Source organism: Paracidovorax sp. MALMAid1276, from assembly GCF_049198005.1.
Lineage (GTDB): Bacteria > Pseudomonadota > Gammaproteobacteria > Burkholderiales > Burkholderiaceae_C > Acidovorax.
Genome location: NZ_JBMIRS010000211.1, coordinates 20,108 through 33,412, shown reverse-complemented (window position 1 = coordinate 33,412; position 13,305 = coordinate 20,108). Strand labels below are relative to the sequence as shown.

Annotated in this window: 12 protein-coding genes; 6 read left to right on the top strand and 6 right to left on the bottom strand. The window is 68.5% G+C overall.

What is annotated here, in order from left to right; translation table 11 throughout:
• Positions 1–142 precede the first annotated feature (142 nt).
• The gene (locus ACOQFS_RS17155) at positions 143–1,096 is read left to right on the top strand and encodes an SGNH/GDSL hydrolase family protein (protein ID WP_421564039.1); all 954 of its coding nucleotides are present in this window, start codon (positions 143–145) and stop codon (positions 1,094–1,096) included.
• Between the two features lie 146 nt (positions 1,097–1,242).
• On the opposite strand, the gene ACOQFS_RS17150 is transcribed toward ACOQFS_RS17155, so the two are convergent.
• The 3 genes from ACOQFS_RS17150 to dacB all read right to left on the bottom strand — a co-directional run bounded on the left by ACOQFS_RS17150 (position 1,243) and on the right by dacB (position 4,431).
• Positions 1,243–2,544, bottom strand: coding sequence for a lipase family protein (locus tag ACOQFS_RS17150; RefSeq protein WP_421564038.1), 1,302 nt, complete (start codon positions 2,542–2,544; stop codon positions 1,243–1,245).
• Between the two features lie 129 nt (positions 2,545–2,673).
• Positions 2,674–2,943, bottom strand: a complete 270-nt coding sequence (locus tag ACOQFS_RS17145) for a SemiSWEET transporter (RefSeq protein WP_421564037.1) — start codon at positions 2,941–2,943, stop codon at positions 2,674–2,676.
• 45 nt (positions 2,944–2,988) lie between these two features.
• Positions 2,989–4,431: a D-alanyl-D-alanine carboxypeptidase/D-alanyl-D-alanine endopeptidase gene (gene dacB / locus ACOQFS_RS17140; RefSeq protein ID WP_421564036.1), complete on the bottom strand. Its 1,443-nt coding sequence runs from the start codon at positions 4,429–4,431 to the stop codon at positions 2,989–2,991.
• A 210-nt stretch (positions 4,432–4,641) separates the two neighbouring features.
• Here dacB and ACOQFS_RS17135 point away from each other — a divergent pair, with 210 nt between their 5' ends.
• From ACOQFS_RS17135 to corA, 5 genes are all read left to right on the top strand, one after another.
• Positions 4,642–5,682, top strand: coding sequence for a DMT family transporter (locus tag ACOQFS_RS17135; RefSeq protein WP_421564035.1), 1,041 nt, complete (start codon positions 4,642–4,644; stop codon positions 5,680–5,682).
• Entirely contained in the window at positions 5,679–6,401 is a 723-nt protein-coding gene (gene tsaB / locus ACOQFS_RS17130; RefSeq protein WP_421564034.1) for a tRNA (adenosine(37)-N6)-threonylcarbamoyltransferase complex dimerization subunit type 1 TsaB, read from the top strand. The genes ACOQFS_RS17135 and tsaB overlap by 4 nt, the downstream gene beginning before the upstream one ends.
• 9 nt (positions 6,402–6,410) lie before the next feature.
• Positions 6,411–6,902, top strand: a complete 492-nt coding sequence (rimI, locus tag ACOQFS_RS17125) for a ribosomal protein S18-alanine N-acetyltransferase (protein ID WP_421564033.1) — start codon at positions 6,411–6,413, stop codon at positions 6,900–6,902.
• Positions 6,903–6,951: 49 nt separating this feature from the next.
• Positions 6,952–7,770: a uracil-DNA glycosylase family protein gene (locus ACOQFS_RS17120; RefSeq protein ID WP_421564032.1), complete on the top strand. Its 819-nt coding sequence runs from the start codon at positions 6,952–6,954 to the stop codon at positions 7,768–7,770.
• A 243-nt stretch (positions 7,771–8,013) separates the two neighbouring features.
• Positions 8,014–9,000, top strand: a complete 987-nt coding sequence (gene corA / locus ACOQFS_RS17115; RefSeq protein WP_421564031.1) for a magnesium/cobalt transporter CorA — start codon at positions 8,014–8,016, stop codon at positions 8,998–9,000.
• A gap of 255 nt (positions 9,001–9,255) precedes the next feature.
• On the opposite strand, the gene ACOQFS_RS17110 is transcribed toward corA, so the two are convergent.
• From ACOQFS_RS17110 to pntB, 3 genes are all read right to left on the bottom strand, one after another.
• Positions 9,256–10,026 (bottom strand): 5'-methylthioadenosine/adenosylhomocysteine nucleosidase, encoded by a 771-nt coding sequence (locus ACOQFS_RS17110; protein WP_421564030.1) that lies wholly within the window; start codon positions 10,024–10,026, stop codon positions 9,256–9,258.
• A 70-nt stretch (positions 10,027–10,096) separates the two neighbouring features.
• The gene (locus tag ACOQFS_RS17105; RefSeq protein ID WP_421564029.1) at positions 10,097–11,776 is read right to left on the bottom strand and encodes a long-chain-fatty-acid--CoA ligase; all 1,680 of its coding nucleotides are present in this window, start codon (positions 11,774–11,776) and stop codon (positions 10,097–10,099) included.
• 92 nt (positions 11,777–11,868) lie between these two features.
• The gene (gene pntB / locus ACOQFS_RS17100; protein ID WP_421564028.1) at positions 11,869–13,281 is read right to left on the bottom strand and encodes a Re/Si-specific NAD(P)(+) transhydrogenase subunit beta; all 1,413 of its coding nucleotides are present in this window, start codon (positions 13,279–13,281) and stop codon (positions 11,869–11,871) included.
• Between the last annotated feature and the right edge of the window lie 24 nt (positions 13,282–13,305).

The following is a 13,305-nucleotide window of genomic DNA, read 5'->3' as shown; positions in this document are numbered from 1 at the left end:
CCACTCATCCCGATTGCGCTCCAACGCGATCCCCTGCGAGATCGTAAACACGTTCTGAGGCGCTGCTGCGCAGCCTTCCCGCCGCTTTACATGCGTTGACTTGGCGTCGTTAAACTACCCGCCACCTTTTCTGGAGAAATACATGGCAGCAAATTGGATGCGCCGCACCGCAATGGTCGCCGCAGTTGCATCGGCCGCGTTGCTCGCGGCCTGTGGTTCCAGCACCACCGAATCGGCCATCACGCCGGCGCGCTTCATTGCCTTCGGCGACGCCAATGCCGACGTGGGCCAGAACGGCTCGCGCTACACCGTGAACGACGGCAGCATCAACAACTGGACGCTGCAAGTGGCATCCAACTACGGCAAGACGCTGACGCCGGTGTCCGCAGGGGGCTTGAGCTACGCAGTGGGCAACGCGCGCGTGCAGGCCAAGCCGGACGCGGCCGGCAACGCCAGCACGCGCACGGTGGCCGAGCAGATCGATGCCTTCCTGGCCAGCGGCAGCTTTGGCGCGAGCGACGTGGTGCTGGTGACCGGTGGCATCAGCGACGTGATCGTCGGCATGGCCGCCGTCAACGCGGGCACGATGACGCAGGAGGCCATGGTGGCCGCATCGCGCAAGGCCGGCGAAGACCTGGCTGCGCAGGTGCGCCGCCTGGTGCAGGCCGGTGCGAAATATGTGGTGGTGGCTGGCACCTACGACCTGAGCAAGACCCCCTGGGCCAAGGCCATCGGCCGCGAAGCCCTGCTGACCGACGCGAGCAGCCGCTTCAACGACGGCCTGCTGGTGAACATCGTCGACCTGGGCGCCAACGTGCTGTACGTGGACCTGGCCTATTACGTGAACCTGTACGCGGGCGTGCCGGGCAACTACGGCTTCAACAACGCCACGGACGCCGTGTGCACCTCGGTGGACCCTGGCAACGGCATCGGCATTGGCACGAACCAGGTCAATTCTTCGCTGTGCAACACCTCCACCCTGCTGCCCAACGCCAGCCAGACGTCCTACGTGTTTGCCGACCGGGTCTACCTCACGCCTTCGGCGCAGCGCCAGTTCGGCACCTACGCCTACGACCGCCTGCGCGCGCGCTGGTAGCAGGCGTCATGCAGGCGCGGCCTTGGCGCCGCCCGACTCTTTGCCTCTGCTTGAGCCCATACAAAAAGGGCCGCCCCAACGGGCGGCCCTTTTTTTATCGGGTGCGCAGAACGCGCCGGGCTGCCATGGCAGCCCGGCGTGCGCGCTTAACGGACCGTCTCGAACATCGCGCGCGCCTGGGCGTGGCAGAACGGGGGTTCGTAGGTGCCGTGGTAGGCGCCGTAGTAGGTAGCGAACGCGGCCGAGGTCGGGTCCGTGGGGGCCACGCCGCCCGGCGCGTAGGCGGCCCGGATCATGGCGTCCACATCGACCGAGGTCACGTTGGTCACGCCGCGCGCATCGAAGTCGGCCTTCATCACGGCCTGGTGCACGGCGGGCGGCACCGTGGGGTCGCCTGCACCGCCGCACAGCAGCACGCGGGCCTTGGGCGTCCAGCCCAGCAGGTCGTTCTTCTTCGCGGTCAGGTACAGGGGGTGGGTGGTGCTGGTCTGCGAACCGGTGATGAACTCGGACTGGAACAGCGCGTCGCGGGCCTGGTTGGGCGTGCCGCTGGGCAGGGTGCCGCTGGTCACCAGGGTGGTGTAGTTCATCGTGGCGCTGGGCAGCAGGTTCTCGATGTAGCCTGAATAGGGGGTCTTGAACACCGTCCGCACATCGGTGTAGACGTCGCCATAGACCTTCTGCCAGGCGGTGACCAGGTAGGGCACGAAGAACTGCACGCCGGCGATGGCGTCCGGAATGCGCAGCGAGCCCGACAGGTTGTAGGGACCGGCCAGGTGGGCGCCGCCCACCACGTTGAACTCGGTGCCGTAGTCGCGCTCCGCCGCACGGTGCGCCGCCATGGACGAGTGCCCGCCCTGCGAGTAGCCCGTGAACATCACCTTGCCGGACAGGTTGGCGCCCACCGTGCCCGCTGCGTTGCGGGCCGCGCGCACCGAGTCGATGACCGAGGTGGCCTCGGAATCCGCATGCAGATAGGGGTGGAAGCTGTAGTTGGACTTGGCAAAGCCGAGGTAGTCCGTGGCCACCACGGCATAGCCCTGGGCTGCGTACATGGCGGCCAGCAGGAAGGTCTCGCTGTCCGCCGGATTGGCCAGGGTGCGGGGCTTTTGCACGTCGGTGCCCTTGGCGTAGGCCACCAGCGGGGCGGACGCCGTGCTGCAGCTGCCTGCGGGCACCAGCATCACGCCCGAGGCGTTGGTGTGCTCGCCGCTCTTCGCACCCACCGTGGCGTAGTTCAGCGCCACCACCTTCACGTCGCACTTGGCCTTTCCGCTGATGGCCTGCAGCCCGCTGCTCTGGGTGCTGGCATCGATCTGCGCGGCAGTGAGCGTGGTCAGCGTGGCCGGCTGATCGATCAGCGCGCCGCGCGCCGGGTCGTCGGAGCCCCCGCAAGCGACCAGCAGGACGGCAGCAGCGGCAACACACGTAAGGCGGAAATAGTTCATGGATGGATACCTCGGTCAGTGAAGGACGCAGCATCCTGCGCGCACCTGCGGTGCAGCATCCATTGGGGAATACGCTGGGCGGGCCGCCTGGCAGACACGTAGGCGACAGGCCCCGGGGCCGTGCGGCGCTCAGCGGCCGCTGCGGCTGCCGTAGCGCAGCTTCATGCCCAGGATCGCGCCCGCCAGCACCAGGGTGACGGCATTGGCCGCGACGATGGGCCAGGCCGACAGGGCCAGCCCGTAGGCCAGCCACAGCGCGATGCCCGCCGTGAACACGCTGTACATGCCCAGCGAGATGCCGCGCACATCGCGCGTGCGGAAGGTGTGCAGCGCCTGCGGCACAAAGCTGCAGGTGGTCAGGCTGGCGGCCAGGTAGCCGATCAGTTCGTGGAGGGGCATGGCAGACGATGGTGAAGGGTGACGATGGGTGTCGGGCTCAGCGGCCTACAGGTCCCGCGCCGTCCAGTCGATCAGGCTGTCGAGCACCGGCCGCGCCGCGCCGGCGCTGGCGTGGTTGACCACCGCCACCAGCACATAGCGGCGTCCGCTGGCCGCGTGCACGTAGCCCGCGACGGCCATCACATCCCGCAGGCTGCCGGTCTTGAGGTGGGCGGTGCCGGCCCGGCTCTGGCTGCGCCGCAGGGTGCCGTCCACCCCCGAGATAGGCAGCGAAGCCACCAGCTCAGGCATCACCGGCGCGGCCCAGGCCAACTGCAGCATGCGGCCGAGGGCCTGGGCCGTGAGGCGGGCGTCGCGGCTCAGGCCTGCGCCGTTGTCGGCCTGCGGCACATCGGCATCGCCCACCCGCGCCAGCCACCACTGGCGCAGCACGTCGCGCGCGCCGTCAAACGTGGCCACGCCGTGCTTCTGCAGCGCCAGCGTCAGGAAGACGTGCTGGGCCATCACGTTGTTGCTGTGCTTGTTCACGTCGCGCACCACCTCGGCCAGCGTGGGCGAGGTGGTGACAAACGCGGGCCGCAGACCCGCAGGCACCTTGCCCTCGCGCACGCTGCCGGTGAGCTTGCCGCCCAGCTCGCGCCACATGCCCTCCACCGCGCGCGCAGCAAAGCCGCGCGGGTCCGCCGCGGCCACGGGCCAGACACGCTCGCCGCACGCGGCGGGGTACACGCCCTGGAAGCTGACCTTCGCGGGGTCTGACAGCTCGGCGCGCAGCCCGCCGCGCCAGTCGCCGCACTCGGTGCCGGCCGCCGCCAGGGCCACCGTGGCCTGGCGCTGCACGCCGGCCAGGGGCGGGTCGTACTGGATGCGCGCCAGCCCGGCGGCCGCGTCGGGCACAAAGGTCATGACGGACGACTTGTAGTTGAGCAGCAGCGCATCGGGTGCGGCGTTGTAGGGGCGCAGCGGCTCGCCGTCGAAACGTGCGGGGTCGTGCTCGGGCACGTCGAACGCCGAGCGGTCCAGCACGATGTCGCCCACGATCACCTGGATGCCCTGGCCCTGCAGGCGCCGCATCAGCAGCCACAGGCGCTCCATCACGAGCTTGGGGTCGCCCTGGCCCTGGATGTAGACATTGCCGCGCAGGCTGCCGTCCTGCACCGTGCCCTGCAGATAGACGGGCGTGTTCCACACATAGGCCGGGCCCAGCTGCTCCAGCGCCGCATAGGTGGTCACGAGCTTCATCACCGATGCCGGGTTGACGGGCACCTGGGCGCGGTGCGCAAGGCGCGGCGCGGTGCGCGGGGTGCCCTGGGCGTCCACCACCAGCACGCTCAGCGAATCGCGCGGCAGCCGGGCGCGGGCCAGGGCGCTTTCCACCTCCGGCGGCAATGCCACGGACGCGGGGGCGGCCGGCTGCGCCGGGGGCTGCCCCACTGGCTGACCCTGCGGCAGAACCGGGGGCTGCACCGGGGTCTGCGCATGCGCCATGCCCGCATTCCCCATCGCCACCGCATGCGCGAGCGCCACCGCTGCTGCGCCGGGCCAGATGCCCTTTCTAAACAGCCTGTTTGTCGAGAACCATGTCATGCCCGGCAGTCTAGTCCACGGAATCCGGGGAATCGGCGGTGCGCCGCGGCTGCGGCGGGCGCCCAAAGCCCCGGAGCCCGCACTGGCGGCGCTCCCGCCGATAATCGCCGGATGCGTTTATCTCCCCGTGCCATGGGCCTGCTGGCGGCTGTCGTGACGGTCACCATCTGGACGGGCTTCATCGTGATCGCCCGCGCCTCGGCCCAGCGCACGCTCACCCCGTTCGACATCGCACTGCTGCGCATCACCGGCGCCAGCCTGGTGCTCATCCCCTGGGGCTGGTGGATGGTGCGGCGGCGCCGCGCCGCCGCCACCGCAGCCCCTCCAGGCACCGACGCGCCCACCGTGTCGCCCCCCTCCAGCCTGTGGGGCATCTCGCCACTGCCGCTGCGCACCACGGCCCTGCTGGGCACCTTCGGCGGCCTGCTGTATGCGCTGCTGGCGTACTCGGGTTTCTTCCACGCACCGGCCACGCACGCCTCGGTGCTCATGCCCGGCAGCCTGCCGCTGTGGACGGCGCTGCTGGCCGCCGTGCTGCTGCGCGACCGCATCACGCCGCTGCGAGCGGCCGGTCTGGCGCTGATCGTGGCGGGGGACCTGCTGGTGGGCGGCAGCAGCCTGCTTGCGGCGTTCTCGGGCGGCGATGTCTGGAAGGGCGACGTGCTCTTCATGCTGGCGGCCGCCTGCTGGGCCACCTACAGCGTGCTTGCGCGCCGCCATGCGGTGGACGCGGTGCAGGCCACCATCGGCATCACGGCCTTTGCCTGCCTGGCGTACCTGCCCGCCTATGCGCTGCTGGTGGCGCTGGGGGCGGTGACCAGCCACCTGGCGGCCGCTCCCTGGAGCGAGATCGTCTTCCAGATGGCGTTCCAGGGCGGCGGCTCGGTGGTGATCTCGGGCATCAGCTTCACCCGCATGATCCAGCACTTCGGCCCCGTGCGCTCCACCATGATCACGGCGCTGGTGCCGGGCCTGTCGGCCATCGGGGCGGTGGTCTTCCTGCACGAGCCCATGCACTGGAACCTGGTGGCCGGGTTGCTGCTGGTCACCATCGGCATCCTGCTGGGCGTGCTGCGCAGAGGCGCCAGCCCGGGCACGGTCCCGTCTGCCGCGCAGGCTGCCCCTGCCACTTCTTCCGTGATGCCCCGATGAATCTGCTTGCTTTCGACACCAGCACCGACACGCTCTCCATCGCCGTGCGGTGCGGCGCGGCCACCGCCGAGCACACCGGCCCGGGCGGCGCCCAGGCCTCGGCGTCGCTGATCCCGGCGGTGCGGCAGTTGCTGGCGCAGGCGGGCCTGTCGTTCGACACGCTGGATGCCATCGTTTTTGGCAGAGGCCCCGGCTCGTTCACCGGCCTGCGCACGGCCTGCGCCGTGGCGCAGGGGCTGGCCTTTGGCGCCCGGGGCGGCCAGGGCGTGCCGGTGCTGCCTGTGGACACGCTGCTGGCCGTGGCCGAGGCCGCGCGGCTGGAACATGGCTGCACCCAGGTGGTGGCCGTGCTGGATGCGCGCATGGACGAGGTCTACCACGCGCGTTGCGAATGGCTGCCTGCCGAGGGCCGCTGGCAGACCGACGCCGACTTTGGCCTGGGCGCGCCCGAAACCGTGCAGCCCCCGCAGGGCTGGACGGTGGCAGGCAATGCACAGGCGGCGTACGGCGGGCGGCTGGCCCCGGGTGCGCCCCATGTGCTGGCCCGGCCCACGGCTGCCGCGTTGCTGAGCCTGACCCCCGCACTGCTGGCTGCCGGTGGCGCCATGGCGGCCGGCGATGCGCTGCCGCGCTACATCCGCGATAAAGTGGCGCAGACCACGGCCGAGCGTGCCGCCCTGCGCGCCGCAGCGCCCGCCGCCATTTCCCGCCAGACCTGAGCAACCCGCATGAGCGCCCTGCCCACGCCCACCGACACCACGCTGCCCCCGCAGCCCGAGGCGCGTTTCGAGACGATGACCCTGGCGCGCCTGGACGCGGTGCTGGCCGTGGAGCAGCGCGCCTACTCGCACCCCTGGACACGCGGCAACTTCACCGACGCCCTGGCCTCGGGCTATCAGGCCCAGGTGCTGATGGCGGGCGAGCACCTGCTGGGCTACTTCGTGGCCATGATGGGCGTGGAAGAGGTGCACCTGCTCAACATCACCGTCACCCCCGAGTTCCAGCGCCAGGGCTGGGCCCACGTGCTGCTGGATGCACTGGCCCTGTGGTCGCGCGGGCGCGGCGCCCAGTGGCTGTGGCTGGAGGTGCGCGCGAGCAATCTGCGCGCCCGGCACATCTACGAGGTGCACGGCTTTCGCCGCGTGGGCGAGCGCAAGCGCTACTACCCCGCAGACCACGGCCAGCGCGAAGACGCGGTGGTCATGAGCCTGCCGCTGTGACGCCCCCAAAACCTCTCGCCGCCGGACTGCTGTTTGAATATCTGCCTGTATGAGCCTTCACCTTGATGCGCGGCAACGCGCCATGCTGCAAGAAATGGGGATCACCGTGTGGGGCCCGCCGGACACGGCCGCCGAAGCACCGGCACCGGCTGCGGCCGCAGCCGCGCCTGTCGCCGCGACCGCCCCGCGCACCCTGCAGCCCGCAGTGCCACCTGCAGCCCCTTCTGCAGCCCCTTCCGAAGCCGCTGCTGCACGCACCTCGGCAGCCGCAGGTCAACGCGCCCCGGCGCCGGCGGCGCCCACGGTGGCCGGTGCCCCAGCGCCCACCCACCGGCTGCACGCACCGCAGGCGCTCTACCCCGGCGCCGACCCGGCCCAAACGCCTGCCGGGCTGGGTGCGGGCTGGCTGATCGTGGCCGAGACCCCCCACCCTGCCGACCCGCTGGCGGGCGATGCGGGCCGCCTGCTCGACAACATGCTGCGCGCCATGCAGCTGCACCGGCACCCGCGCGTGTACTTCGCGGCGCTGGAGCGCATCGTGCCCGGTGCAATGCCCACGGCGGCGCCCGGCCCTGCGGCCGACGCCCCTGCAGACGTTGCAGCCGCCCTGGCGGGCACCGTGGCCCAGGTGCAGCCGGCCCTGGTGCTGGTGCTGGGCCACGTGGCCGCGCGCGCCGCGCTCGGGCGCGCGGAGCCGCTGGGCCGCTTGCGCGCCGGGCCCCACCAGGTGGCAGGCCGCCCCGCCGTGGTCACTTACGACCCGGCGTTCCTGCTGCGATCGCAGGACAGCAAGGCCGCCGCCTGGGCCGACCTGTGCCATGCGCTGGCCCTGGTGCGAGGCGCTCCACCGGGCGCTGCGGTGCCATAATCCGCCACTTGGGATTTGGATGGCCCGCGCAACGCCCGGCGGTCCGTGAGGGCGCGGGCCATGCAGGACGCCCTGGCCGATTCCTCACCGTTCCGGTTCTTTCTTTTTTTGTCCGCAACACACGGAGACAGCTCCTTGGAAACCTACCCCAGTTGGTAGCTTTCAGCTCCCCGGCCCGCCGTCGAGGGGTTGAAAGCACCCCACCCCCGCACCGCAGACGCCACACAAACAGGGAGTGAGCCCATGCTCAACATCTTCACGCTCGCCAATGGCCGGCTGTTCCAGGAAGAAATCGAGTCGCTCGAAGAGCTGACCCGGTTCCAGCCCATCTGGGTCGACCTGGAATCCCCCACCCTCGAAGAAAAACGCTGGATCAAGCAGCACTACGGCCTGTCCATCCCCGAGGATGCGATGGACGAGGACATTGAGGAATCCGCCCGCTTCTACGAAGAGGACAACGGCGAGCTGCACATCCGCAGCGACTTTCTGATCGACGACGACGAGGACCCGCGCTCGGTGCGCGTGGCCTTCATCCTGAACCAGCACAACGCCAACCTCAAGAGCCGCGGCGTGCTGTTTTCCATCCACGACGAGGACGTGCCCGTGTTCCGCCTGCTGCGCATGCGCGCCCGGCGGGCACCCGGACTGATCGAGGACGCCAAGGAAGTTTTGCTCAAGCTGTTCGATGCCGACGCGGAATACTCCGCCGACACGCTGGAGAACATCTACGACGAGCTGGAAACGGTGAGCCGGCAGGTGCTGGCCGGCGACGTGACCGACACGCGCGCCGGTGAAGTGCTGGCCGCCATCGCCCGCCAGGAAGACCTGAACGGCCGCATCCGCCGCAACGTGATGGACACGCGCCGCGCGGTGAGCTTCATGATGCGCAGCAAGATGCTCAACTCCGAGCAGTTCGAGGACGCGCGGCAGATCCTGCGCGACATCGAGTCGCTGGACAGCCACACGGCCTTCCTGTTCGACAAGATCAACTTCTTGATGGACGCCACGGTCGGTTTCATCAACATCAACCAGAACAAGATCATCAAGATCTTCTCGGTGGCCAGCGTGGCGCTGCTGCCGCCCACGCTGATCGCCAGCGTCTACGGCATGAACTTCAAGTTCATGCCCGAGCTGGACTGGGCCCTGGGCTACCCCTATGCGCTGGCGCTGATGGTGACCAGCGCGCTGGGGCCCATGTTGTACTTCCGCAAGCGCGGCTGGTTGAAGTAGCCCCCCTGAGGCGCTGCGCGCCTTCCCCCCCGGGGGGAGACGCCTCCGGTGGACCGGCAAAGCCGATCCACGGTGGCGCTGGAATCTGGGGCGCGCCGGTTTCAAGAACCTGTTCACGATCTCCTCCGCCCGTTCGGGCTGAGCTTGTCGAAGCCAGGGCACAGCACAGGATCAGCTCAGTGCTCGAATTCGCGTTGGATATTTGGTCAAATTAGCCTCCAGCGCTTATCCATCAAGCGCTGACAGCTATCAATTTCATAGTTTTTGCATCATCGCCAGCACCATCTGCTCGGCATAGCGGCTGGCCACCGCCTGCACGAAGCGGGGAAAGTCCACATGGGCGGCATCGTCGGCGCGGTCAGAGATGGTGCGGACGGCCGCGAAGGGGATGCCGTAGTCATAGCACACCTGGGCGACGGCGGCGCCCTCCATTTCGACGGCCAGCACGGCGTGGCCTGCGTCCACCAGCGCGCTGCGCAGGCGGTGGGCCTCGTCGGCAGCGCAGACAAACCGGTCGCCGCTGACGACGAGGCCATGGTGCGCGCTCACCGGCGCGCGCCCTGCCGGCGGGCCGGGAATCACAGATTGCAGGTCAAATCGCCGTTCAGCGCTTGAAACACAATCCCTGGCAGCTTCCAAAAGAATAGCAGACAGCGCCGCATCGCAGCGCAGCCTGCTGCGCGCGTAGCCCGGCACCTCCCAGCGCGGAAACAGCGGCGAGGCGTCCATGTCGTGCTGCAGGTAGTCCTCGGCCACCACCACATCGCCCACATTCACCCCGTCTCCCACGCCGCCCGCCACGCCCGTGAACACGATGCGCGCCGCGCCGAAGCGCTCGATCAGTGCCGTGGACGTCGTCGCAGCGGCGACCTTGCCCATGCCCGACAAGGCCAGCACCACCGCGCGCCCTTCCAGTTCGCCGCGCCAGAAAGCCCGCCCGGCGTGCGTCATGCGCTGCGGATGGGCCAGGCGCGCCACCAGCGTGTTCTGTTCTTCGGGCAGGGCGCTGAGGATGGCAGTGGTCATGGGGTCTTCCGGCAAAACAAAGGCGGCCAAGGCCGCCTGGAGGGTGAAGCGGGGCGCGCGGCCCCCAGCGTCACTTCTTGTCGCGCAGCTCGCGGCGCAGGATCTTGCCCACGGGGGTCTTGGGCAGTTCGGTGCGGAACTCGATCACCTTGGGCTGCTTGTAGCCCGTGAGGTTGGCCTTGCAGAATTCCTTCACCTGCGCCTCGGTCAGCGCGGGGTCCTTCTTCACGATGACGAGCTTCACGGCTTCGCCGGTCTTCTCGTCGGCCACGCCCACCACGGCGCATTCGAGCACGCCGGGGCAGTTGGCCACCACTTCCTCCACCTCGTTGGGGTAGACGTTGAAGCCGCTGACCAGCACCATGTCCTTCTTGCGGTCCACGATCTTGAAGTAGCCGCGCTCGTCCATCGTGCCGATGTCGCCCGACTTGAAGAAGCCGTCGGCGGTCATGACCTTGGCGGTTTCGTCCGGGCGCTGCCAGTAGCCGGCCATGACCTGCGGGCCCTTGATGGCGATCTCGCCCGGCTGGCCGAGGTCCGTGACCTCGTTGCCGTCATCGTCCAGCAGCTTCATCCAGGTGCTGGGCAGCGGCACGCCGATGGTGCCGGTGTATTCGGTGGCTGTCACGGGGTTGCAGCTGGCCGAGGGGCTGGTTTCGGACAGGCCGTAGCCTTCGCAGATGGGGCAGCCGGTCTTGTCCAGCCAGAGCTTGGCCACGGCGCCCTGCACGGCCATGCCGCCACCCACCGAAACCTTGAGGTTCTTCCAGTTGACGGTGTTGAAGTCGGGGTGGTTGGCCAGGCCATTGAACAGCGTGTTCACGGCCGGGAAGCTGTGGAAGGTCTGCTTGGACAGCTCTTTGAGCACCGCAGGCAGGTCGCGCGGGTTGGGGATGAGGATGGTCTTGCCGCCCGTGCGCATGCTCAGCATCATGTTCACGGTGAAGGCGAAGATGTGGTACAGCGGCAGCGCGCACACGGCCGTGGGCTGCTCGCCCGCGGGCACCTTGCTCATCACGGGCGAGTTCCAGGCCTCGGACTGCAGCACGTTGGCCAGGATGTTGCGATGCAGCAGCACCGCGCCCTTGCTCACGCCCGTGGTGCCGCCGGTGTATTGCAAGAGAGCGATGTCGTCGGGGCGGATGTCGGGCTTCTTGAGCGTGCCGCGCGTGCCCTGGGCCACGGCGTCGTTGAAGCGCACGGCGCCGGGCAGGTCGTAGGTGGGCACCATCTTCTTGACGTTGCGCACCACGTAGTTCACCAGCGCGCCCTTGAGCAGGCCCAACTGGTCGCCCATGGCCGCCAGCACGACGTGCTTGACGGGGGTGTTGGCGATGCAGCTTTGCAGCGTGGCGGCAAAGTTCTCGATGATCACGATGGCCTTGGCACCCGAATCCTTGAGCTGGTGCTCCAGCTCGCGCGGGGTGTACAGCGGGTTCACGTTGACCACCACGAAGCCTGCACGCAGGATGGCCGCCACGGCCACGGGATACTGCGGCACGTTGGGCATCATGATCGCGACGCGGTCGCCCTTGACCAGGCCCAGGCTCTGCAGATAGGCCGCAAAGGCGCTCGACAGCGAGTCGGTCTGGCCATAGCTCACCTCCTTGCCCATGAAGCTGTACGCCACGCGGTCGGCGTACTTCGCAAAGGCCTCGTCCATCAGGGCCACGAGAGAGGGGTACTGCGAGGTGTCGATGTCGGCGGGAACACCTTGGGGGTAGGCAGCCAGCCACGGGCGGTCGGTCATTTGCGTTGTCTCCTGGTCGGTTTTCGAGGTCATGAAAACCGTGCTGTCATTTTCAGCACGGTCGTGCTTTTTTCGCAGAGGAATTATGCCTGTCAGCCCTTGAGCGTGGCGAGCACTTCGTCAAGCATTTTCTTGGCATCGCCAAAGAGCATGCGGTTGTTGTCCTTGTAGAACAGAGGGTTGTCGACCCCCGCATAGCCCGACGCCATCGAGCGCTTCATCACGATGGAGGTCTTGGCTTTCCACACTTCGAGCACCGGCATGCCGGCGATGGGGCTGGTGGGGTCGTCGAGGGCGCTGGGGTTCACGATGTCATTGGCGCCAATCACCATCGCCACGTCGGTGTCGGCAAAGTCGTCGTTGATCTCGTCCATCTCCATCACGATGTCGTAGGGCACCTTGGCCTCGGCCAGCAGCACGTTCATGTGGCCGGGCATGCGGCCGGCCACCGGGTGGATGCCAAAGCGCACGGTCACGCCCTTGGCGCGCAGCGTCTGGGTGATCTCGTTGACGGTGTGCTGTGCCTGGGCCACCGCCATGCCGTAGCCGGGCACGATGATGACGCTCTTGGCGTCGCGCAGCAGCTCGGCGGTTTCCGCGGCGCTCACGGGCACCGCCTCGCCCTGGGGCTCTGCGGCCTCGCCCTTCTTGGCTGGCGTGCCCGCACCCGAGCCGAAGCCCCCGGCAATCACGCTGATGAAGTTGCGGTTCATCGCGTTGCACATGATGTAGGAGAGGATGGCGCCCGAAGAACCCACCAGCGCGCCGGTCACGATCAGCAGGTCGTTGCTGAGCATGAAGCCCGTGGCCGCTGCGGCCCAGCCCGAATAGCTGTTGAGCATGGACACCACCACCGGCATGTCGGCCCCGCCGATGGCCATGACCATGTGGATGCCGAACAGCAGCGCGATCACGGTCATCACCACCAGCGGCAGCATGCCCTGCTCCACGGTTTCGGCACGCAAAAATTCGCGGCCGAACCAGATCACGACCAGCAGCGCCGCCAGGTTGAGCCAGTGCCGCGCCGGCAGCAGCAGCGGCTTGCCGCCGATCTTGCCGTTGAGCTTGCCGAAGGCGATCAGCGAGCCGCTGAAGGTGACGGCACCGATGAGGATGCCGACGTAGATCTCCACCTCGTGGATGGCCTTCTCCGCGCCCTGCAGCTGGATGGACGTGTCCACATAGCTGGCAAAGCCGACCAGGCAGGCGGCCAGGCCCACCAGGCTGTGCATCAGCGCCACCAGCTCGGGCATCTGCGTCATCTTGACGATTCGGGCCGCAAACAGGCCGATGCCGCCGCCGAGGACCAGCGCCACAACGATCCAGGCGATGCCGCCACTGCTCACGCGCGGCCCGAACACGGTGGCCAGCACGGCCAGCGCCATGCCGATCATGCCGAAAAGGTTGCCCCGGCGCGAGGTTTCGGGGTTGGAGAGCCCGCCCAGGCTCAGGATGAAAAGAATGGCCGCGCCCAGGTAGGCCACGGTGGCAAGGCTTTGGGACATGTTCTGTGCTCCTCGTTGTTCTTG

Bases quoted from the DNA above. Each gene is read 5' to 3' on its own strand.
- ACOQFS_RS17155 (WP_421564039.1), top strand. From the start codon at position 143: ATGGCAGCAAATTGGATGCGCCGCACCGCAATGGTCGCCGCAGTTGCA.
- ACOQFS_RS17150 (WP_421564038.1), bottom strand. From the start codon at position 2,544: ATGAACTATTTCCGCCTTACGTGTGTTGCCGCTGCTGCCGTCCTGCTG.
- ACOQFS_RS17145 (WP_421564037.1), bottom strand. From the start codon at position 2,943: ATGCCCCTCCACGAACTGATCGGCTACCTGGCCGCCAGCCTGACCACC.
- dacB (WP_421564036.1), bottom strand. From the start codon at position 4,431: ATGGCGCATGCGCAGACCCCGGTGCAGCCCCCGGTTCTGCCGCAGGGT.
- ACOQFS_RS17135 (WP_421564035.1), top strand. From the start codon at position 4,642: ATGCGTTTATCTCCCCGTGCCATGGGCCTGCTGGCGGCTGTCGTGACG.
- tsaB (WP_421564034.1), top strand. From the start codon at position 5,679: ATGAATCTGCTTGCTTTCGACACCAGCACCGACACGCTCTCCATCGCC.
- rimI (WP_421564033.1), top strand. From the start codon at position 6,411: ATGAGCGCCCTGCCCACGCCCACCGACACCACGCTGCCCCCGCAGCCC.
- ACOQFS_RS17120 (WP_421564032.1), top strand. From the start codon at position 6,952: ATGAGCCTTCACCTTGATGCGCGGCAACGCGCCATGCTGCAAGAAATG.
- corA (WP_421564031.1), top strand. From the start codon at position 8,014: ATGCTCAACATCTTCACGCTCGCCAATGGCCGGCTGTTCCAGGAAGAA.
- ACOQFS_RS17110 (WP_421564030.1), bottom strand. From the start codon at position 10,026: ATGACCACTGCCATCCTCAGCGCCCTGCCCGAAGAACAGAACACGCTG.
- ACOQFS_RS17105 (WP_421564029.1), bottom strand. From the start codon at position 11,776: ATGACCGACCGCCCGTGGCTGGCTGCCTACCCCCAAGGTGTTCCCGCC.
- pntB (WP_421564028.1), bottom strand. From the start codon at position 13,281: ATGTCCCAAAGCCTTGCCACCGTGGCCTACCTGGGCGCGGCCATTCTT.